Source organism: Bordetella bronchiseptica (assembly GCF_900636925.1).
Lineage (GTDB): Bacteria > Pseudomonadota > Gammaproteobacteria > Burkholderiales > Burkholderiaceae_B > Bordetella > Bordetella pertussis.
Window position 1 is genome coordinate 3558496 of the sequence record NZ_LR134326.1, and the last position, 20456, is coordinate 3578951.

At 66.2% G+C, this 20456-nt stretch carries 19 protein-coding genes; 6 read left to right on the forward strand and 13 right to left on the reverse strand.

Going from position 1 to position 20456, the window contains the following annotated elements; genetic code table 11:
• Positions 1–32: 32 nt before the first annotated feature.
• The 13 genes from EL288_RS16595 to EL288_RS16655 form a co-directional block, all read right to left on the reverse strand.
• Positions 33–1415: an amidase gene (locus tag EL288_RS16595; RefSeq protein WP_003809701.1), complete on the reverse strand. Its 1383-nt coding sequence runs from the start codon at positions 1413–1415 to the stop codon at positions 33–35.
• Positions 1412–2137, reverse strand: a complete 726-nt coding sequence (locus EL288_RS16600) for an ABC transporter ATP-binding protein (RefSeq protein WP_003809699.1) — start codon at positions 2135–2137, stop codon at positions 1412–1414. The genes EL288_RS16595 and EL288_RS16600 overlap by 4 nt, the downstream gene beginning before the upstream one ends.
• Positions 2134–2895, reverse strand: coding sequence for an ABC transporter ATP-binding protein (locus EL288_RS16605; RefSeq protein ID WP_003819916.1), 762 nt, complete (start codon positions 2893–2895; stop codon positions 2134–2136). Before EL288_RS16605 ends, EL288_RS16600 begins: the two co-directional genes overlap by 4 nt.
• 2 nt (positions 2896–2897) lie before the next feature.
• On the reverse strand, positions 2898–3797 hold the full coding sequence (locus EL288_RS16610; RefSeq protein ID WP_003809696.1) for a branched-chain amino acid ABC transporter permease: 900 nt from the start codon (positions 3795–3797) through the stop codon (positions 2898–2900).
• On the reverse strand, positions 3798–4673 hold the full coding sequence (locus EL288_RS16615; protein WP_003809695.1) for a branched-chain amino acid ABC transporter permease: 876 nt from the start codon (positions 4671–4673) through the stop codon (positions 3798–3800). It lies immediately after the preceding gene.
• Between the two features lie 37 nt (positions 4674–4710).
• Positions 4711–5949, reverse strand: a complete 1239-nt coding sequence (locus EL288_RS16620) for an ABC transporter substrate-binding protein (RefSeq protein WP_003809693.1) — start codon at positions 5947–5949, stop codon at positions 4711–4713.
• 86 nt (positions 5950–6035) lie between these two features.
• Positions 6036–7238 (reverse strand): CaiB/BaiF CoA transferase family protein, encoded by a 1203-nt coding sequence (locus EL288_RS16625; protein WP_010926174.1) that lies wholly within the window; start codon positions 7236–7238, stop codon positions 6036–6038.
• A 37-nt stretch (positions 7239–7275) separates the two neighbouring features.
• A complete protein-coding gene (locus tag EL288_RS16630; protein WP_003809691.1) occupies positions 7276–8043 on the reverse strand; it encodes an enoyl-CoA hydratase-related protein in 768 nt (255 codons plus the stop codon).
• A gap of 363 nt (positions 8044–8406) precedes the next feature.
• Positions 8407–9387 (reverse strand): Bug family tripartite tricarboxylate transporter substrate binding protein, encoded by a 981-nt coding sequence (locus EL288_RS16635; RefSeq protein WP_033448719.1) that lies wholly within the window; start codon positions 9385–9387, stop codon positions 8407–8409.
• Positions 9388–9442: 55 nt separating this feature from the next.
• The gene (locus EL288_RS16640; protein ID WP_232018694.1) at positions 9443–11176 is read right to left on the reverse strand and encodes a hydantoinase B/oxoprolinase family protein; all 1734 of its coding nucleotides are present in this window, start codon (positions 11174–11176) and stop codon (positions 9443–9445) included.
• A gap of 18 nt (positions 11177–11194) precedes the next feature.
• A complete protein-coding gene (locus EL288_RS16645) occupies positions 11195–13264 on the reverse strand; it encodes a hydantoinase/oxoprolinase family protein (RefSeq protein ID WP_003809688.1) in 2070 nt (689 codons plus the stop codon).
• A 36-nt stretch (positions 13265–13300) separates the two neighbouring features.
• Positions 13301–14536, reverse strand: coding sequence for an NAD(P)/FAD-dependent oxidoreductase (locus EL288_RS16650; protein WP_033447790.1), 1236 nt, complete (start codon positions 14534–14536; stop codon positions 13301–13303).
• 36 nt (positions 14537–14572) lie between these two features.
• Positions 14573–15322, reverse strand: coding sequence for an IclR family transcriptional regulator (locus EL288_RS16655; RefSeq protein ID WP_033447788.1), 750 nt, complete (start codon positions 15320–15322; stop codon positions 14573–14575).
• A gap of 199 nt (positions 15323–15521) precedes the next feature.
• Between EL288_RS16655 and EL288_RS16660 the strand changes: the two genes are divergently transcribed.
• The 6 genes from EL288_RS16660 to EL288_RS16685 all read left to right on the forward strand — a co-directional run bounded on the left by EL288_RS16660 (position 15522) and on the right by EL288_RS16685 (position 20437).
• The gene (locus tag EL288_RS16660; RefSeq protein ID WP_033447785.1) at positions 15522–15719 is read left to right on the forward strand and encodes a hypothetical protein; all 198 of its coding nucleotides are present in this window, start codon (positions 15522–15524) and stop codon (positions 15717–15719) included.
• A gap of 224 nt (positions 15720–15943) precedes the next feature.
• Positions 15944–17152, forward strand: coding sequence for an amino acid ABC transporter substrate-binding protein (locus EL288_RS16665; protein ID WP_003809685.1), 1209 nt, complete (start codon positions 15944–15946; stop codon positions 17150–17152).
• Between the two features lie 27 nt (positions 17153–17179).
• Positions 17180–18043: a branched-chain amino acid ABC transporter permease gene (locus tag EL288_RS16670; RefSeq protein WP_003809684.1), complete on the forward strand. Its 864-nt coding sequence runs from the start codon at positions 17180–17182 to the stop codon at positions 18041–18043.
• Entirely contained in the window at positions 18040–18987 is a 948-nt protein-coding gene (locus EL288_RS16675) for a branched-chain amino acid ABC transporter permease (protein ID WP_003809683.1), read from the forward strand. Before EL288_RS16670 ends, EL288_RS16675 begins: the two co-directional genes overlap by 4 nt.
• On the forward strand, positions 18984–19718 hold the full coding sequence (locus EL288_RS16680) for an ABC transporter ATP-binding protein (protein WP_003809682.1): 735 nt from the start codon (positions 18984–18986) through the stop codon (positions 19716–19718). The genes EL288_RS16675 and EL288_RS16680 overlap by 4 nt, the downstream gene beginning before the upstream one ends.
• Positions 19715–20437, forward strand: coding sequence for an ABC transporter ATP-binding protein (locus EL288_RS16685; protein ID WP_003809681.1), 723 nt, complete (start codon positions 19715–19717; stop codon positions 20435–20437). Before EL288_RS16680 ends, EL288_RS16685 begins: the two co-directional genes overlap by 4 nt.
• Positions 20438–20456 lie beyond the last annotated feature (19 nt).

Consider the following 20456-nt stretch of genomic DNA (forward strand, 5'->3'; position numbering starts at 1 on the left):
CGGGTTGCCGGGCGCGTCATGCAACAGGCCGGTCAGACGTCGTGCACCCGCGTTCCCAGGATGCTCTCGACGCAGCGGGCCCAGTACAGGAAGCGCGCGTCCTCTTTCTGAAACCCCACCAGCTGCAGGCCGACCGGCAGGCCGCGCGGACCGCGCGCGATGGGCAGCGTCAGCGACGGGTTGTGCAGCAGCGTCCAGATGCGGATGAAGATGTTGCTGCCGGTATCGCTGACATCCGGCGCCTCGCCCAGGGTCGCAGGGGTGGCCAGCACGTCGACATCGCGGGCGACGTCCAGGAAGGCGCGCCGGCAGGCGTCGGCCAGGTCCAGCGTGCGGGCGTAGTCCTGCGCGGTGTCGCGGTCGCCCTTGTCCAGGTACTCGAGCAGCGCCGGGTCGCACTTGTCGTGGTGGTCGCGCCGGATCTCCTTGAACGAGCGGGCCAGGTCGTAGGCCATGATGATGTCATGGTCGTCGGCGATCTGCGTGAAGATCTTCGGCATGTCCAGCACCTTGACCCGCACGCCGGCCTGCTGCAGGCGCGCAACGGCGTCGTCGAACGCCTCGCGCACGCAAGGTTCCGCATCGTCCCAGCCCAGCGGACGCCACACGCCCACGGTGAAGTCCCGCCTGACCGCCAGCTCGCTGTCGAAGCGGGGGTCGCCCAGCGCCTCGCCGAACAGGATCGACAGGTCGGCCACCGAACGCGCGATCGCGCCCAGCGTATCGAGCGGACGGGAGTAGCGCCGCAACCCGGCATAGGGCAGCGTATCGATGGTCGGCTTGAAGCCGACGGCCCCGCAGAACGTCGACGGCCGCACGATCGAGCCCCCGGTCTGGGTGCCCAGCGAAATGGGCGTCTGGAAGTCCGCCACCGCCGCCGCGGAGCCGGCCGAGGAGGCGCCCGGCGTGCGCGACGGGTCGTGCGGATTGCGGGCCGGGCCAGGCAGCATGATGGAGTGCCGCGACACCGTGTTCTTGCCCAGCAGCACCACGCCCAGCTCGCGCATCAGGCGCGTGACCGCCGCGTCTTCGGCAGGACGGCGGCCGGGGAAGATCTCCGGATCGCCCAGCTCGGTCGGCATGTCGGCGGTATCGATGATGTCCTTCAGCCCCAGCGGCACGCCGTCCAGGCGCTGGCGCCGCCCTTCGCGGTCCACCAGGCGGGCACGCTCGAGCGCCTTGTCCGCGTTGACATAAACCCAGGCCTTGACGACGGGATTGCGCGACGCGATGCGCTCCAGGCACGCCTGGGTCCATTGCTCGCTGCTCAGTTTGCCCGCCTCCATTTCACGCAGCCCCTGCTCGACCGTCAGCGCGGCGATGCGGGAGGGGGCAGGCCGGCGCTCGGCCGGTTGGGACACAGTACGTTCTTCAGACATCGAAACCACTCCTTGGGTAGAAAAAGCCTCGTTCACGAGTCTTGGTTGGAAGCGGCGGACCGGCCTATGTACAGGTCCGCCATTTCTTGGTTCTGCAAAAGGGCCTGGGCCGTATCGGCAAGCACGATGCGGCCGGAATCGAGGATGTAGCCCCGGTCGCTGAATTCCAGGGCCTGTCGGGCCCGCTGCTCGACCATCAGCACGGCGACGCCCAGTTCGGGCAGGCGCTTGACCTCCCTGAAGACCTGCTCGGTCAGCGCTGGGGACAGGGCCGCCGACGGCTCGTCCAGCAGCACCAGGCTGGGCTTGGACATCAGGGCCCGGGCGAAGGCCAGCTGCTGGCGCTCGCCGCCCGACAGGTTCTCGGCCTGGGTGCGGCGCCGCTCGGCCAGCACGGGAAAGAGCGTCAGCATCCGGTCGATCATGGCCTTGCGGTCGTCGACGGCCTCGACCACCTGCAGGTTCTCCATGACGGTCAGGGTGCCGAAGACGTTGCTGACTTGCGGCACGTAGCCGATGCCCTGGAAGATCCGCCGCTCGACCGGCAGCTCCTTCAGGCTCTTGCCGTTGAGCACGATGCTGCCGGTCACCCTGGGCAGCAGGCCCATGACCGCCTTGATCAGCGTGGACTTGCCCGCTCCGTTGGTGCCGGCGATGGTGACGATCTCCTTTTCCGACACGGACATGTCGATGCCCTGGACGATCGGCGTCTCGCCGTAGCCGGCCGACACATTCTCCAATTCAAGTATCGTCTTCATACGGTCCCGCCCATATAGGCTTCGCGGACGCGCTCGTCCGCCAGGACATGTTCCGGCGTGCCTTCGCACAGGACCTTGCCCCGGTCCATGATGTACATGCGCGGCACCAGCTCCGACAGCGCCTGCAGGTTGTGTTCGATGATCAGCACGGTAATGCCCTGCTCGTTGAGCTCGACGATGCGCCGCGAAAGCTCATCGACCAGCACGGGGTTGACGCCGGCGAAGGGCTCGTCGAGCATGATGAAGCCCGGCTTCATCATGAGCAGCCGCCCCAGCTCCAGCAGTTTCTTCTGCCCGCCGGACAACTTGCCGGCGAGCACATTGGCCACCTTGGCAAGATTGAGGAATTCCAGCAGGTCCTGCGCCCGCTCGCGGATCTCGGCCTCCTGCCGCCGCACGCGCCCCGGCGACAGGAACAGCGTCCCGAGATGTTCGCCACGTTGGTCCGGCGCAGCGGCCATCATGTTTTCCAGCACGCTGAGCTGGCCGAATTCGCGCGGCACCTGGAAGGTGCGCGCCAGGCCGAGATTGACCCGGCGCTGGACGCCGAACTGCGAAATGTCCTGGCCGTCGAAATGCACCCTGCCGCCTTGCGCGGGCACATAGCCGCCGATGACGGAGAACAGGGTGCTCTTGCCCGCGCCGTTGGTGCCGATCAACCCCACCCGCTCGCCTTTCTCCACGGCGATCGAGACGTCGTCGAGCGCGAGCAGGCCGGCAAACCCCGCGCGGATGTTCTGGACGGAAAGCTGTGCCATGTTTATTTCCCCTCCGCCGACGCGCTGCCGAATATGCCGTTGGGCCGGTACAGGATGCAAAGGATCAAACCCACGCCGATGATGAAGAAACGCAGGCTGGCCATCTGGACTTCGGAGATGTCGAAGAACAGGAACTCGCGGACGAATCGCGAACCTTCCAGGAACACCATCAGGATGACGGTTCCCGCCACCACGCCCTTGAGGCTGCCGACCCCGCCGACGATGATCGCGATCCAGACGTAGAACGTGATCAAAGGCACGAACTGCTCGGGCGCGATGAAGGTCAGGTAGTGCGCCGTGAAGGCGCCTGCCAGGCCGGCGAGCGCCGCGCCGATCATCAGGGAGCGCGTCTTGAACCAGGCCGGGTTCTTGCCCAGGGCCATGACGGCCACTTCGTTGTCGCGAATGGCCTTGATGGTGCGGCCGAACGGACTGCCGATGATCTTGCGTATGCCCAAAAACACCAGGATGTTGGTCAGCAGCAAAGTGGCCAGGATCAGCACGTCCACCATCGCGCCGGACGCATACTGGCCGAACAGGCGCGGGATGCCCGGTATGCCATGCACGCCGCGCGTCAGCCACTCTTCCTTTTGCAGGATCATGCGCACCGACTCGGAAAATCCCAGCGTGACAATGGCCAGGTAGTCGCCGCGCAACCTCAGCGCGATCACGCCCAGCGGATAGGCGCTCAGCCCGCTTACCAGCGTCGCCGCCAGGATGCAGGCCACCAGCGGCACCCCCTGCAGCGACAGCAAGGCCGAGGTGTAGGCGCCGATGGCGTAGAAGCCGACGTGGCCGAAGTTGATCAGGCCGGTGAAGCCGTACTGCAAGGCGAGCCCGCCCGCCAGCAGCATGTAGATCAGCACCGTGATGAAAATAGCGATCAGATAGGCTTCCATCATTTACCTCACTGCCTGGACGCGGCCCATGATGCCCTGGGGCCTGAACAGCAGGACAACCAGCAACACCAGGAAAGCGATCACAATCTTGTAGGCGGACCCGATATAGAGCGTCGCGACCTCCTGGGCGATGCCGAACACGATCATCCCCAGCACGGCGCCGACCGGACTGCCGACCCCGCCCAGGATCACCGCGGCGAACATGGGCAGCAGCAGTTCCCAGCCCAGTTCCGGCAGCACCGTCGCCTTGATGCCCAGCAATACGCCGCCCAGCCCCGAGAACACCCCGACGATCCCCCAGAGGATCACCATTACCTTGCGCACGCCGATGCCGCCGACGGCCGCCAGTTGCGGGTTGTCCGATACGGCCCGCATGCGCCGGCCCGTCGGCGACAGGTAAAGCAGGCCGAACATGAAGGCCAGGGCAAGCAGCGCGGCCAGGAGGATGTACACATCCAGCGGCAGGATGCGTATCCCGCCGAAGTTCCAGGCCCGCTGCAGCGGCGCCTGGATGGTGTATTGCCCGTGCCCGGCGAAGAAGGTAATGGCGGCCCTGACGGCGAAGGCGATGCCGATCGAGGCGATCAGGCGCGCCACCAGCGAACGCTGCGCCAGTTTCCTGAAGACCCAGAAATAGAAGAACAGGGAAAGCAGCCCGGTGGCCAGCGTCGCCACGATCGCGCTGCCGACCAGCGACGCGCCCATGAACGCCTGCGCGGCCACGGTCGCGTAGGCGCCGAAGGTCATGTAGTCGCCGGCGGCGGCGTTGGGAAACCGGGCTATGCCGAATACCAACGTAATGGCCAAGGCCGGTAACGCCAGCAGCAACCCGACAATGACGCCATTGATGATGGCATTGGCGAACAGCACTGTATCCATACAGTATTCATCCTTGAAGAAAAGCGTCGCCGTGCGACTACATCAGCGTTGCGCCGGGTACGACGTCCTTCAGGGCGAATGCCTTGCCATCGAATTCATAGATACCGAAGTCCGGAACGGTGTCGCCGTTGGCGTCGAAATCGAGCGAGGACGACGCGCCGTCGAAGTCGATCTTCGCCTTCTGCCGCAGCAGGTCGCGGCCCTGGACGAACGAGCTGACCTTCTGTCCCGGCGGATTGGAGACCTGGCGGACCAGCGCGGACAGGTCGGCGGGCTTGGCATCCGGCCCGGCCGCCTCGATCGCGAGCGCCAGCGTGATGACCATGTCGTAGGCGGCGGCCGCGAACATTTCGGGCGGGCTCTTGGTCACGGCCTGGAATTTCTCGACGAAGGCCTTGTACGCCTGGTTGTCGCTGGCCGGCACGTTCGCGGTCGACACGATGTTGCGCATCACGTCCGGCCCCAGGGCCTTGATCAGCGCCGGCGTGGCCGAATAGCCGGGCATGATGAACTTGCATTCGTAGCCGGTCTGGTACCACTCCTTGAGCAGGATGGTCGCGTCCGGCGTGTACGAGCTGAGGACGATGACGTCGGGCTTGGCCGCGACGGCCTTCTCGACCTCGGTGCGGTAAGTGGCCTGGTTGGGCTCGTAGATCGCCGAGCTGACGATCTGGTTGCCCTTTTTCTCCCAGGCTGCCTTGAAGTGGTTGGCCTGCGCCGACATGGTGGCGTTGTTGTAGCCCAGCACCGCGGCCCGCTTGTACCCCAGGCGCTGGCCGATGGCGGCGAACGCGGCGCCGATGATGGCGTTCGATGCATAGAACTGGAACACCAGGTCGCGCTTGTCTTCCGTGCGGATCTCCGGCGCGCCGCAGGTATTGAACGACAGGATGCCGGCGGCGTTGGTGATCGGCAGCGTGGCCAGCTGCACCGCCGAGGACCATATGCCGATCATGGCGTCGACGTGCTGGATATCCACCAGTTTCCGGGCGGCCAGCACGGCGGCGTCGGGACGCGTCTGGTCGTCTTCGGCGTACAGCTTGAGCTCGCGCCCGGCGGCGCCGCCGGCGGCGTTCACTTCGGCAATGCCGATCTTGATCGCTTCCAGCATGCCCGGCCCGTAGGTGCCGCCAGCGCCCGTGATCGAGTTCAGGGCCCCCACCTTGAACGGCGCGGGACGGCCCTGGGAGAACACCGGCCCTGCCGCGCCCATGGCGGCCAGGGCCATCATGGCCTGCGAGAAATGCCGGCGCGAAGCATTGATTGATGTAGTCATGTCTCTTCCTGTCAGGTTTGTTTTAAGAATGTCCAAGTCCCTTTACGGGCTGGCGTGGCCAACAGAGTCATGCGGAAAACAGGGGATCAGGCTGCGGCTCCCCGGGCCTTGAGTTGCTCGATCGTTTCATCGGACAGGCCGATGCCCCGCAGCACCTCGTCCGTATCCTGGCCGAACAGCGGCGCGGCCTTGCGCAGGCTGCCGGGCGTGCGCGAGAACTTCGTCGGTATCCCGATGACATTCATCTGGCCGATCACAGGATGGTCGAGGCTGGCGACCATCTCGCGCGCGCGGTAGTGCGGGTCTTCCACCGCCTGCTTGAAGTTGTTGATGGGCCCGCACGGCACGCCGGCCTCGTTGCAGCGCCGGATCCATTCCTGCGTTCCCGCCGAGGCAAAGGACGCTTCCAGCAGCGGCTCGAGCATGTCGATGTTCGCCAGCCGGTCCATATTGGTCAGGAAACGCGCATCCTCGGTCAGCTCCGGGCGAAACAGCACCTCCTTGCACAGCTTCTCCCACGTGCGCTGGTTGGCGCAGCCCAGCACCATATACCCGTCGCCGGTCTTGATGGCCTGGTACGGGGCATCGACGCGATGGCGGCTGCCGGTCGCCTGCGGGACCGTGCCTTCGGCGAAGTACGCGGCCGCCTCCCAGACGAACCAGGGCAGGCCGCACTCGGCCAGGCCGATGTCGATATGCTGCCCCTTGCCGGTCTTGAGCTGGTTCACATAGGCGGCCAGGATGGCGTAGGCCGCCGTGATGCCCGCGCCCACGTCGTAGACCGCGATCCCCGACTTCAAGGGACGCCCGTTGGGTTCGCCGGTCATGCTCATGATGCCGCTCAGCCCCTGGGCCACCAGGTCGAAACCGCCGTGGCGCGCGTAGGGACCGGTCTGGCCGAACCCGGAGATCGAGCAATAGACCAGGCGGGGGTTGATCTTGCTGAGCGTGTCGTAGTCGACGCCCAGCCGGGCGGTCACCCCCACCCGGTAGTTCTCGACCACCACGTCGGCCCATTTGGCCAGCTCGTAGACCGCGTCCCGGGCCTGCGGGTCCTTCAAGTCCAGGACAACGCCGCGCTTGTTGCGGTTTATCTGCGCGAAGCAGGTGGATTCGCCCTTGACGTAGGGTCCCATCTGGCGCGAATCGTCGCCGCCCGCAGGCTTCTCGATCTTGATCACGTCCGCGCCAAGGTCGGCCAGCACCATGGTGCAATAGGGGCCGGCCATGATCTGGGAAAGATCGAGCACTTTCAAACCGGCCAGGGGAGTTGCAGCGTCACTCGTCATTGCATGCTTCCAACAAAAGAGTCGTCGTGGCGATCGTTCAGCGACCGATGAACTGCGGGCGTTGTTTTTCCAGGAACGCCCTGGAACCTATCTGGTAGTCCTGCGTGTCGAAGCACGCGTAGGCCTCGTCGCGCTGGGCCTGCGTCAGGGGCTGGCCCGACTGCAATTGGCGGATGAATTGCTTGTGCCACCGGTTCGACAGCGGGGCCAGCCGCGCGATGCGCCGCGCGGTCTCGTCGGCATCGCTCCAGGCATCGTCGACCACCCGGGACAGCAGGCCTTTGGCCAGCGCTTCCTGGGCGCCGAACACGCGCCCCTCGAGCAGGATCTCGAGCGCGACCCCATGCCCGACGACCGCCACCAGGTCCGCCAGCTCCTGGTGGTCCAGCGTCAAACCGATCCGGTTGACGGGGATGCCGAAACGCGCATCGGCCTGGGCGATCCGGATGTCGCACAGCGCGGCGATTTCCAGCCCGCCCCCGACGCAAACGCCCTCGATGCAGGCGATGGTCGGGTGGCGCAGGTGCTTGAACTTGTCGAACATGGCCAGGGTGAATGCCGCGTAGGCCCTGGCCTGCTCGACCCCGCTGCGGTTCTCGTCGAACCCGCCGATATCGCTGCCCGCGCAGAACGCCCCGCCCGCCCCGCGCACGATCACGCAACGCACCGAATCGTCGGCCTGCAAGGCATCGCAGGCCGCCCCGAATGCTTCGTACATCTCCCAGGTAAAGGCGTTATGCTTGGCCGGACGGTCCATCAGCAGGGTGACGACCCCGTTGTCCGGCTGGCTGACTTTGATAGCCATTTCTGCTCCCCCTTCTTCGCGACCTTGCCCGTGGTTGGCATCAGTCTTTGTAGATTGAATGATATTTCATATGCACGATTGAATGCAATCATACATGCAAGATCATTTGCAACTCAATCCATATGATTATTTATCGAAGCGGGAATGGGTATTAGGGTATGTCAGGAGGGTCGGTCGGCCGGGCGCCCGTCACGGGGTGCCTGTCCCGGCGGGGACAGGCCCCCCCTGAACGTCGCGCGGATTGCCGCGCCCAGACGGACCGGGGCCGGATGGCGACGTCGCCATCCGGCCCCGGAAACCATCGCATCGTCGACGCGCGCCACGGCGCCGCCTCAAACGCGACGGAAGGCCTCGCACGCAGGCTTATTGCAATTCCACTCCTGCATCCTTGGCCGCTGCGGCCCACTTCCGGCCTTCTTCCGCGATGAAGCGGGTCGCCTCCTGAGCGGAGGTACCACGCGGCTGCATGGCGTAGCTTTCGAGCATCGGTTTGATGTCAGTCTGCATGACGGCATGCTGCGCGGCTTGGCTGAGCTTCTCCACCACGGCGTCGGGCGTGGAGGAAGGCACGCCAAGGCCGTACCAGAGACTGACATCGAAATCCTTGTAGCCCAACTCCTGCATGGTCTGCGTGCCAGGCAGCAAGCCCACATGCTGCGCGCCCGTCAATGCCAGAGGACGCAACTTGCCGGTCTTGAAATTGTCGCCGGCCGACAGGAACCCGACGAAGATGGCGTCCACTCGCCCGGCCACGACGTCCACCAACGCGGGGCTTACGCCCTTGTAGGGGATATGATTCAGCTTGATCCCGGCTTGTTTGGCGAAACGCGCAAAACCCAGGTGGGCCACGCTGCCGGTGCCCCAGGTTCCATAGCTCAGTTGGCCAGGTTTCGTCTTCGCCGATTCGACGAACTCCTGTACCGTTCGCGCGGGCACCGACGCATTGACGGCGAACACCAGCGGTTGCGAGGCCAGGATGGAGATCTGCTTGAAATCCTTGACCGGGTCGTATTCGAGGTTCTGGTAGATGGCCGGATTGATCGCGTGCGTATCGGCGGTTTCCATGATGATGGTGTAGCCGTCGCCGGGCGAACGCGCGACGAACCCCGTGCCGATTCCGCCGTTGGCGCCGGCCTTGTTCTCCACGACCACCGGCTGACCTAGCTGCTGGGCCATGCGTTCGGCCACCTTGCGGGCGAAGACGTCCGTGAAGCCCCCCGGCACCCACGGCACGATCATGCGTATCGGTTTGCTCGGATAGTTGCTCTCGGCACGGGCCGCGCCCGCCAATACGAGCGGACATGCCAGGATGGACACTGCCTTCAGGAAAGTCCTGCATTTCATTGTATTTCCCCTGTTTCTATGGATGTTCCCATCCGGACGTCGGCGTGCCGCCGGATCAACCGACACGACGCGCTTGAAAAGCGAAAGGTTCGACGGCGACGCCGTACTGGTCGCGCGCCGATTCGACCGATACCAGCCCGGCGCGCACGTCGGCGGCCACCGCCGCCACTTCGCGCCGGCGCGGATCGCCGTATCCGCCCCCGCCGGGCGTGCAGTGAGTGACGATGTCGCCGGTCTGTATCGCCTCGATATCCCCGATGGCGTAGTCCAATCGCCGCTCTTGCGGCAACCCCCGGTTGATGACCCAGTTTCCGCCGTCGCCCGGACGGCCGCCCGCCACGCCTTGCGGCAAGGAGACCGATTTCTGCGAGGTATGCGCAAGCACGGGATTGGCCCCCAGCACTTGGTACTCCAGAATCTGGCCCACCCCGCCGCGATACTGGCCCGCACCGCCGGTGTCCTGCCGGAATTCGCGGCGCAGATAGCGCACCGGGGCCTCGATCTCCAGCGACTCCATGGGAGGAATATGGCAATTGGTCACGTGGCACGCCATGACGTTGATGCCGTCGGCGCCGGCGGTCGCGCCGAGCCCGCCCGGCACGACTTCGCCGAACAGCTTGCGCGCGCCGGTGTCGGCGTCCGTCACGTACGTGAAGTTGTACAGGCAGCCGCAGGAATCGCCCATGACGCGTTCGGGAACGGCTTGCGCGAGCGCTCCCATCACCAGGTCGACCACGCTGTGGCATACCACCATGCGCTGGTAGACGGCGGCGGGCGAGGCGGCGTTGACCAAGGTGCCGGCCGGCGCGATGACCTTGATGGGCCGCTTGCAGCCTTCATTGCTGGGAATACCCGACCCGGTCACGCAACGCATGACGTAATAGATCGCCGAAAGCGTGGTGGCCAGCGGGCTGTTGATCGGGCCGGCGATCTGCGCATCGGTGCCGCTGAAGTCGAAGCACAGATCCGAGCCTTGCTTGGTCAGCGACAGACGCAGGTAGTACGGCCCGCCCTGGGCGCCGTCGTCCAGGACCGGCTCCACGTGTTCATAGACACCGTCCGGGATCGTGGCGATCTCCTGCCGGGTCCGCCGCTCCGAGAAGTCCAGCAAGGCGTCGAAGCAGTCCAGCATCTCGCGCTTTCCGTACTTGCGAAACAGCGCGTCGATATCCTGTTCGGCGATGCGCACGCTGGCGATCTGCGACAGGACATCGTTTTCCAGGATGTCGCGGGTACGCGTGTTGTTCAGCACGATATCCATGACCACTTGCTGGAACTCGCCTTCCTTGACCACCTTGACCGCGGGAAGCCGCAGCCCCTCCTGATAGATTTCCGTGCCCCAGCCGCGCGTCGCCATGTTCATGCCGCCGATATCGAGGTGATGCACCATGAGCCCGGAGAAACCGACCAGCGCACCGTCGAAGAACAGCGGGTAGAAGGCGATGTAGTCGTTGGTGTGCGTGGCGGCCAGCGATTCGCCCGCGACGTACGGGTCATTGATCAGCACCACATCGCCCGGTCGCCACGACTGCGGCGGCATGGCGTGGCGCAGAATCGTCTGCAGGCAGATTCCCACCGTATTGAGCTGGATGGGCGGGCCGGCCTCCTCGGCCAGCAGTTGGCCGCGGGCGTCCAGGATCGACGCCGAGCAATCTTCCATCTCCTTGACGATGAACGAGTTTGCCGAGCGGATCATCCGCCGCGTAATGCGTTGCGCAATCGCCACCAGGGCGTTGCGTACGATTTCCAGCGTCACGGGATCCACCCGGCGCGCAGTCGAAACAGGCATGTTCATATCTCGTTCTCTTCAATTGGCGGCGTGCGTCAGGTGCGCGTTCTTGTACTGATCGAGCCTTGCCCGCCATTGCGGCGCCACGAACAGGGTCGATCCCGGATACTCGACGATGGCGGGCCCGTCGATTTCCTGCTCCGGGAAAACGTCTTCGAATCGATAGACCGCCACCTCGCTCCAACCCATGCCTTCCAGATAGACTGGGCGATGCGCGCAGGGCGCGGCCTGGCCTCTGGCCTCGACGGCCGGCCAGCCCGCTTTCTCGATATGGCCGGTGGCCGTGACACGCACGTTGACCAACTGAATGACGCGCCCCGCCAGGCGGTAACCGTAGACGCGCTCATGCAGCTCGCCGAAGCGCTCGGCCAAGGCGCCGAAATCGCCCTGCAGATCACGATCCACCAGCGGCAGGTTCAGTTCGTAGTTCTGCCCCTGGTAACGCAGGTCTGCCGTGGTCGCGAATTGCGAGTTCCCTGGCGAGACGCCCTCCTTGTCGAGCGCCTCGCGCGCCTGCGCGAGCAGCTCCTCCACCGTGCGCCGCAGCGCCGGCGTGGCGTCTGCGACCAGGTCGGACACCAGGGTGCGCGCCAGGTCATGACGCACGTCGGCGCACAACAAGCCCATCGCCGACAGGTTGCCGGGCGCCGGGGGAATCAGCACCTTGCGGATGCTGAGCGCCTCGGCCAGGCGCACGGCATGCAGCGCTCCCGCGCCGCCGAACGCCACCAAGGTGAAGTCGCGGGGGTCCAGGCCGCGCTCGACCGACACCAGCCGGATCGCGTTCGTCATGTGCGCTTCCGCGATGGACAGGATGCCCACGGCAGCCTCGGCCACTTCCAGCCCCAGCGGCCCGGCGACCCGTTCCTGGATGGCCTTGTTCGATTGTTCCGGATACAGTTTTCGAGCCCCGGCCAGGAAGAACTCGGGGTTGAGCCGGCCGGCATACAGATTGGCGTCCGTAACGGTGGGCTGCAAGCCGCCTTGCCCATAGCAGGCCGGGCCTGGCACCGAACCGGCGCTGCGCGGCCCCACGCGCAGCGCCGAACCGCCGTCCACGAACGCCATCGACCCTCCGCCCGCGCCTATCGTCACCATGTCCAGCGTCGGAATCAACAGGGGATGAGGGCCGACCTTGCTGCGATGGGTCATGTGCGGCGTGCCATTGGTGATGAGCGCCACGTCGGTGCTCGTGCCCCCCATGTCCAACGTGATGATGTCCCGGATGCCGCACTGCGCGGCCAGGGCCGTGGCGCCCACGATTCCGCCCATCACGCCGGAGTGCGTGATGGCGGCGGCCAGGCCGGTGGCGCGGCCGAACGTCGACAAGCCGCCATTGCCCCGCATGATGTAGCAGTTCGCCGTCATGCCGCGTTCGGCCGCGATACGCTCGAGCGCATCCAGATGTTCGATGATGGCCTTCTTGATAAAGGCGTTCACGCATGTCGTGCTGGTGCGCTCGAACTCGCGGAACTCCCGCACCACATCGCTGGAGAGGGAAACATCGATATCGGGACAGATTTCCGCCGCCAGCTCGGCGATACGGGCTTCATGGACCGGGTTCGCGTAGGCGTGCAGGAAGCACACCGCCAGGCTGCGCACGCCGGCCGCCTTCAGCTCGCGCAGCACCTCGCGCGCCTGCTGCTCGTCCAACGCCGTAATCGGACGCCCCTCGTGGTCCATCCGTTCGCGTACGGTAAAGCGCAGATGGCGAGGCACCAGCGGGCTGGCGGGGCGCCAATGTATGTCGTAGACGTCCGGCTTGCGCGATGCGCGGCCGATCTCCAGCACATCGCGAAATCCCTCTGTCGTCAGCAAGGCGACGCTCGCCTCTTTCTCCTCGACAATCAGGTTGGTCACGTAGGTCGTGGCGTACACGAACCGGGAGACCACGTTCAGGTCCAGCCCGGCGGCGGCGCATATATTGCCGATGCCATCCAGGATGCCGATATTCAGATCCTCCGGCGTGGTGGGCACTTTGAGCGTGCGCACCTGATCGCCGTGGACCAGCACCACGTCGGTGTGGGTGCCGCCGGTGTCGACGCCGACGCGGACCGGCGTGGCCGCCGGCGCTGATTGCTGCAACATGATGGAATTCCTGTCAATGACGGATGAAGATGGAAATCAATGGAACCGCGCGACGCGATAGGGGTTGGGATCGATCGGCGGCCGCTGCTGCGCAAGCAGGGCGGCGGCCATGCGCGCGGTCATGGGCGCGCCCGTCAGTCCCGAATGACCATGCCCGAAGGCGTAAATCACATTGCGCGCGGCGCGGGCCCGGTCGATGACCGGCAAGGAGTCGGGCGTGGAAGGCCGCGATCCCATCCAGAAACGGGCGCCCTCGCCGTTCAAGCCGGGATACATCTGCCGGGCGCGCGTCAGCAGCGCCTGCGCGCGCCGGTAGTCCGCGGGCGCGTCGGCCGATGCGATCTCGACGGTCCCGGAAATGCGCACGCCCTGCGCCATGGGAGTCAGGCCAAACATATGGTCCCGGTTGCTGATCTTGATGGCCGGCCGCACGCCCGGGTCAGGCAACATGACGTGATAGCCGCGTTCGGCCTGCATGCTGACGCGGTCGCCCAGGCCACGGGCCATGCGCGCGCCATCCACGCCTGTCGCGATCACGAAAGCGTCGGCCTCATGACGGCCTTGCGCACATTGCGCCGCCACCGCCCGGCTTTCGCGCAGCTCGAAACGGCGGAACTCGTCGCGCACGACCTGGCCCCCTTCGGCGGCGTACCTGGCCGCCAGGGCCCGCACGAGTCCCAACGGATCGATCGTGTGGCCGTTTTCAGGAAAGAACAGCCCCTTGTCATAGCGAACGTCCAGGTGCGGGTCTAGCGAGCGGATCTCCGAGCCCGTCAGGAAGCGCGCCTCGACACCCTGTTCGAGACGCAATTGGCGGGCGAGCGACTCGACCGGGCCCGAGCGGTCATGCTGCCAGACATATATCTGGCCCGTCGTCTCGATGAGTTGACCGTACTCGCCGGCCAGCAGCGTGCGATAGTCCGCAAGGGCGTCGCGGTGCAGGCTGCGCATGGCCGCCGAGTTGGCGCGCACCTTGGCGATGTCGCGCCCCTGCAGCACCCAGCGCACCAGCCAGGGCATGGCCGCCGGCAAATGACGCCAACGCACGACCAGCGGACCCAGCGGATCCGAAAACCATCGGGGCACCCGTTTGAGCATGCCCGGCATCGCGAGGGGCACGCAGAAATCGGGGCTGATGGCGCCGCCGTTTCCGTATGAGCACCCCATGCCGAGGTCGCCGCGCTCGATCAACACGACGTCATGGCCGGCCCTGCGCAGCGTGAGCGCCGTGCTCACGCCCACGATTCCCCCGCCGATTACCACGGTACGCATGTCTTTTCCTTGTTCATATGAAGTTTGTCGCCTTCCTCAGTCGGGCAAGGATCGGCCTATCTCGTTGCAGACCTGAGGCAGCAGCGCATGCACCAGCTCCGCCTGCTGTTTGAAACGCTCGGTCGGCGCGATGATGCACAGCGCCGCCACCACCACGCCTTGACGATCCCGGATGCCGAACGCGCTGCCCGACGCGCCCACGACATGGCTGTCGGTCAGCGATGCGTAGCCCTGACGCCGCACGCGCTCCAGTTCCTGGCGCAGCACGGCTTCATCCGTGATCGTGACGGGAGTGAGCCGCTCGAACTTGCGTCCGTCGAAATAGCGGGCGAGCTCCTCTTCGTCCAAGGCAGCCAGCAGCACCAGACCGTTGGTGGTTGCATAGGCGGCGCGCTTGCCCAGTTCGGCGTCGTAGCGCAGCGGGTTCTGGCTTACGGACTTCTCGACGTACTGCATATCGCCGGCCGGCGTCAGGATGCCGAGAAAAGCCGACTCGCCCGTCTGTTCGGTCAGCGCCTGCATATGCGGCCGGGCCGCGCGCAACAGCACGCCCAGCTTGCCGGCCACCCAACCGCCCTCGGAGAACCGCCTGGCGATGCGGTAGCCGTCGGCCTCGCGCTCGATGTAGCCGCGCGCCTCGACGGTGGCCAGCAGCATGGAGGCGCTGCTTTGCGGAATATCCATTTCCTCGGCGATCTCCATGACGCGCAGGGCCGAAGGCGAGGTAGACAGCAACTCCAGCAGATCGAGCACCCGGGTTGCAGATTTGACTAGCTTAGATCGCATATGTGATGTACATTCATGGTTGTGATTATGCGTATGCTAGCGCCGGGAACGGCGGCTGGGCAAGCGTTTTCATTGGTCGCGCGCCTAGGGGTTATCGCCAGGTTCCGCACGCGCCATAGATCGCGCAGGTTTTCTGGCGACTCGCTCCATCACAGGGGTGATACGGGGGAGGCGGGCGCACGCAGCCGGTATCCATGGAGTGTTCGACATCAAGCGCGAGTTCCTGGACGGCACACGGATTCAGGCCGCTGACGTGACGATCGACAGCCGCATGGGGCGCACCTGGGGCGGCCTGGGGATGGGCGGGAATGACAACCGGGCTGACCGCTGCGGCGAAGCGGCCGCGGACAGCGCTTTCTCCGGCCGCTACGGCATCAACGCCATGGCCAGGTTGTAGAGCAGGCAATTGCGCAGCGCCTGCCGGACGCCGCGTGGCGCGTCGGCCGGGGAGTCCAACGATCGCGTTCGGGCCGCGCGCGTGTCAACCGGCGCGTGGCGCCATGTTCACAATGTGCACGCGCGGCGCCGAGCCCAACAACCCCTTTGCCATGTTCAGATTCAGGTTAACGTAAACATGCGGGTCAGAGAATGGACCGCATAAAGTCGAAAGGAGACATCATCATGTCTCGAAAACTAATGCGGGCCTTACCCGCTTTGGCGTTTGTCATGTGCACAGGCGCCTCGGCAGCCGCCCCGGCGCCGACCGTCCTCCTGGGGGCCTCCATCCAGCTGACCGGCCCCGTCGCCAACACCGGACGCTACTACCGCGACGCCTACCAGATCGCGGTCGACCAGATCAACGCCGCCGGCGGCGTGAAGATCGGCGGCGTGCCCCACAAGCTGGCGCTCAAGATCTACGACAACCAGTCCGACGTGAACCTGAGCGTGCGCCAGTACACGCAGCTCGTCACCCAGGACAAGGTCAACCTGCTGCTGGGCCCCTTCGCCAGCAACTTCGCCCTGGCCGACTCGGCGGTCTCGGAAAAATACAAGGTGCCCATGGTCCAGGGCGGCGGCGCATCGGACCAGATCTTCGCGCGCAAATTCAAGTACATCTTCGGCACCCTGGCGCCCGCCAGCAATTACTTCGGCAGCACGGTCGACATGCTCAAGGCGCTCAAGCCCGCGCCGGCCAGCGTGGCGCTGCTGTACGCGGACGATGCGTTCGACGTGTCGGTTGCCCAGGGTACCCGTCCGCTGCTGAAATCGGCCGGCTTGAACGTGGCGATGGACGAGCGCTACAGCACCAACGCCACGGACTTCAACTCGCTGCTGTCGCAGATCAAGAGCAGGAAGGTGGACGCGGTGCTGGTGGCCGGGCACGAAACCGAGATCCTGAATTTCGTGCGCCAGGCCAAGAGCCTGGCCGTCGCCCCCAAGATGTATTCGTTCACGGTCGGCGTGCCGTCGGAGGACTTCCGCAAGGCGCTCGGCGCCGACGCGGACTATGCCTTCGGCATGACCGCATGGCTGCCCTCGGCGGCCTTGAAGGACCGCTGGTTCGGCGACGCCGAGCAGTTCGCGCGCGCCTACAAGGCCAAGTATGGCTATGACCCGGATTACCACGCGGCCTCGGGCGTGGCCGATGTCGAAGCCCTGGCGCACGCCATGGAAAGCGCCGGCAGCCTGGATCCGCAGAAAGTACGCGACGCGCTGGCCAGGAGCCGGTTCGACAGCCTGTACGGCCCCATCTCCTTCAACGCGCAGGGGCAGATCGACCTGCCCCAGGTGGTGATCCAGGTGCAGGGCGACAAACTGGCCGAAGTCTACGGCGCCAAGGGTTTCATCACGCCGCCCAAGTACCCGATGCCGGCCTGGGACGCGCGCTAGGCGCGCGGGCGCCGCGGGAGAGCAACGATGGATCTGCTCGCGCAAATCCTCGTCAACGGCATCCTGCTGGGCGGGCTGTATGCCGTGATGGCGCAGGGCCTGGCGCTGGTGTGGGGCGTGCTGAATATCGTCAACCTGGCGCACGGCGCGTTCATCATGCTGGGCGCCTACGTATCCTGGTACCTGTACACCGACCTCGGCGTCGATCCCTTCCTGGGCCTGCCGGTCACGGCCGCCGTGCTGTTCGTGCTGGGCTATGTCCTGCAGCGCGGGCTGCTGAACCTGGTGGTGCGCGCGCCCATGTTCAATACGCTGCTCATCACCTTCGGCCTGGAGGTCGTGCTGACCTACCTGGCGCAGCTGGCGTTCTCGGCCGATTTCCGCACCATCAACCCGCCCTACGCGGGCGACAGCTACGTCCTCGGCCCGGTGACGCTGCCCGTGGCGCGGCTGGCCGCCTTCGGCGTGGCGCTGGCGCTCACGCTGGGGATGTGGCTGTTCCTGCTGCACAGCCGCCTGGGCCGCGCCATCCGCGCCACCGCGCAGAACCTGATCGCGGCGCGGCTCTACGGCGTGGAGCCGCGCCACCTCTATGCGGTCACGTTCGGACTGGGCCTGGCGCTGGCCGGCGCGGCCGGCGGGCTGTACGGGACCGTCTCGCAGATCAACCCCTACATCGGCGCGACGCTGACCGCGAAGTGCTTCGCCATTTCCATCATCGGCGGCCTGGACAATCCATTGGGCGTCATGGTGGGAGGATTGTTCCTGGGCATCGTCGAATCGCTCACCACGCTGTACGTGGGGCCGACCTTCGCCGACGTGGCCAGCTTCGGCATCCTGGTGCTGGTGCTGTTCCTGCGGCCCAGCGGGCTGCTCGGCAGAGCGGCATGAAGGCCTGGCGCGCGATACTGGCGCTGGCGGCGGTGGCGGCGCTGGCCGGCCTGCCCTGGTACGGCTCGGACGTCATGGTGCAATTCGGCATCAACACCCTGCTGCTGGCCGTGCTGGCCCAGGGCTGGAACATCATCGGCGGGTACACCGGCTACGCATCCTTCGGCAATTCGGTCTTCTATGGGCTGGGCAGCTATGGCGTAGCCATCGCCATGGTGCAATGGGAGCTGCCCTTCGCGGCGGGCCTGGTGTTCGGCGTGGCGCTGGCGCTGGCCTTCGCCTTGCTGCTGGGCATGCCGGTGCTGCGGCTGCGCGGTCACTACTTCGCCATCGCCACCCTGGCGCTGGCGCAGGTCATGACGGCCATCGTGTCCAACATCGAGCTGGCCGGCCAGAATATCGGCCTGGTGCTGCCGCCGCTCAACAACGACCCGCTGTTCTACGAACTGTCGCTGGCCCTGCTGGCGCTGGCGACCCTGGCCGTGGCGTGGCTGACGCGCAGCAGGTTCGGCTTCGGCCTGATCGCGATCCGCGAGAACGAAGAAGGCGCGGCGGTCATGGGCGTGAACACCACGCTCTACAAGGTCGCCGCGTTCGCGCTGTCCGGCGTGTTCAGCGCGCTGGCCGGCGGCATCCATGCCTACTGGATCACCTTCCTGGATCCGGAGAGCGCCTTCGACATCGGCCTGAACGTCAAGATGATCATCATGGCCGTGTTCGGCGGCGCGGGCACCGTGCTCGGCCCGGTCGTGGGCGCGTTCTCGCTGTCGGCCATATCCGAGCTGCTGTCCAGCGAGATCACCAGCGCCGCGGGCCTGTTCTTCGGCGTGGTCATCGTCGCGGCGGTGGTGCTCATGCCGCGCGGGCTGAGCGACCTGCTGCGCCGCTACCGGAAATCCGGCTGGCGCTACTTCATCGAAAATGTCCGGGCGCACAAGCTATGACGGCCATCCTGGAAATCCGCAACGTCACGCGGCGCTTCGCCGGGCTGGTCGCCGTGAACCAGGTCAGCTTCACGCTGGCCGAGGGCGAGATCCTGGGCCTGATCGGCCCCAACGGCGCCGGCAAGACCACGCTGGTCAGCCTGATCAGCGGCACCCTGGCGCCCACCCACGGCGAGATCCTCTACCAGGGCAAGCCCATCGGCGCGCTGCCGGCCTATCGGCGGGCCCGGCTGGGCATTGGCCGCACCTTCCAGATCATGCGGCCCTTCCCCGGCCTGTCCGTGCTCGACAACGTCGCGGTCGGCGCATTGTTCGGCCGCGGCGGCGGCCAGCCCGATCTCGCCAAGGCGCGCGAACAGGCGCGCGCCTGCCTGGATTTCGTCGGCCTGGGCCGCGCGGCCGGGCAGCGCGCCGAGGAACTGGGCGGACCCGGCCGCAAGCGGCTGGAACTGGCCAAGGCGCTGGCCATGCAGCCGCGGGTGCTGCTGTGCGACGAAGTCATGGCGGGACTGAACCTGGTCGAGATCGACGAGGTCATCGACGTGATCCGCAAAGTGCGCGCCACCGGCATCAGCGTGCTGGTCATCGAACACGTCATCAAGGCCATCAAGAGCCTGTCGGACCGGCTGCTGGTCCTGCACCATGGCGAGAAGATCGCCGACGGCGACCCGGGCGAGGTGCTGGCCGATGCGGAAGTGGTGCAGGCCTACCTGGGCAGGCGGCGCACATGAACGACACCGCCGCGCCGCTGCTGACCGTGGAAGGCCTGAGCGCCGGCTACGGCGAGCTGCCCGTGCTGCACGACGTATCGCTCGAAGTCCGGCGCACCGAGATCGTCGCGCTGGTGGGCAGCAACGGCGCGGGCAAGACCACGCTGCTGCGCGCCCTGTCGCGCGTGCTGCCCTGCACCGGCAGCATCGTCATGAACGGCCGGCAGCTGTCCCGCGCCAGCCCCGACCAGGCCTTCGCCGGCGGCATGGTGCAGGTGCCGGAAGGCCGCCAGCTGTTCGACCGCATGACGGTGCAGGACAATCTGCTGATGGGCGCCTACCGGCGCACCGCCCGCGCCGACATCGCGCGCGACCTGGACAAGGTCTACGGCCTGTTTCCGCGCCTGGCGCAGCGGCGCGGCCAGCTCGCCGGCAGCATGTCCGGCGGCGAACAGCAGATGTGCGCCATGGCGCGCGCCCTGATGGCCGCCCCCGTGCTCATGATGATCGACGAAATGAGCCTGGGCCTGGCGCCGGTGGTCGTCGACCAGCTGATGGCGGTGCTGGCCGATATCCGGCGCGAAGGCGTGACGACCCTGCTGGTCGAACAGGACATCCACCTCGCCCTGTCGAGCGCCGACCGCGGCTACGTCATGGAGACGGGCCGCATCGTGCATAGCGGCCCGGCCAGCGCGCTGCTGACCGATCCCAAGGTACGGCAGGCGTACCTGGGAATCTGAGCGCGCGATCGGCCGGTCG

Excerpts from the sequence above, each read along its gene's own strand:
- EL288_RS16630 (WP_003809691.1), bottom strand. The coding sequence starts at position 8,043 with ATGGCTATCAAAGTCAGCCAGCCGGACAACGGGGTCGTCACCCTGCTG.
- EL288_RS16665 (WP_003809685.1), top strand. The coding sequence starts at position 15,944 with ATGTCTCGAAAACTAATGCGGGCCTTACCCGCTTTGGCGTTTGTCATG.
- EL288_RS16605 (WP_003819916.1), bottom strand. The coding sequence starts at position 2,895 with ATGGCACAGCTTTCCGTCCAGAACATCCGCGCGGGGTTTGCCGGCCTG.
- EL288_RS16640 (WP_232018694.1), bottom strand. The coding sequence starts at position 11,176 with ATGCCTGTTTCGACTGCGCGCCGGGTGGATCCCGTGACGCTGGAAATC.
- EL288_RS16685 (WP_003809681.1), top strand. The coding sequence starts at position 19,715 with ATGAACGACACCGCCGCGCCGCTGCTGACCGTGGAAGGCCTGAGCGCC.
- EL288_RS16670 (WP_003809684.1), top strand. The coding sequence starts at position 17,180 with ATGGATCTGCTCGCGCAAATCCTCGTCAACGGCATCCTGCTGGGCGGG.
- EL288_RS16610 (WP_003809696.1), bottom strand. The coding sequence starts at position 3,797 with ATGATGGAAGCCTATCTGATCGCTATTTTCATCACGGTGCTGATCTAC.
- EL288_RS16655 (WP_033447788.1), bottom strand. The coding sequence starts at position 15,322 with ATGCGATCTAAGCTAGTCAAATCTGCAACCCGGGTGCTCGATCTGCTG.
- EL288_RS16680 (WP_003809682.1), top strand. The coding sequence starts at position 18,984 with ATGACGGCCATCCTGGAAATCCGCAACGTCACGCGGCGCTTCGCCGGG.
- EL288_RS16620 (WP_003809693.1), bottom strand. The coding sequence starts at position 5,949 with ATGACTACATCAATCAATGCTTCGCGCCGGCATTTCTCGCAGGCCATG.
- EL288_RS16625 (WP_010926174.1), bottom strand. The coding sequence starts at position 7,238 with ATGACGAGTGACGCTGCAACTCCCCTGGCCGGTTTGAAAGTGCTCGAT.
- EL288_RS16645 (WP_003809688.1), bottom strand. The coding sequence starts at position 13,264 with ATGTTGCAGCAATCAGCGCCGGCGGCCACGCCGGTCCGCGTCGGCGTC.
- EL288_RS16635 (WP_033448719.1), bottom strand. The coding sequence starts at position 9,387 with ATGAAATGCAGGACTTTCCTGAAGGCAGTGTCCATCCTGGCATGTCCG.
- EL288_RS16675 (WP_003809683.1), top strand. The coding sequence starts at position 18,040 with ATGAAGGCCTGGCGCGCGATACTGGCGCTGGCGGCGGTGGCGGCGCTG.
- EL288_RS16600 (WP_003809699.1), bottom strand. The coding sequence starts at position 2,137 with ATGAAGACGATACTTGAATTGGAGAATGTGTCGGCCGGCTACGGCGAG.
- EL288_RS16615 (WP_003809695.1), bottom strand. The coding sequence starts at position 4,673 with ATGGATACAGTGCTGTTCGCCAATGCCATCATCAATGGCGTCATTGTC.
- EL288_RS16650 (WP_033447790.1), bottom strand. The coding sequence starts at position 14,536 with ATGCGTACCGTGGTAATCGGCGGGGGAATCGTGGGCGTGAGCACGGCG.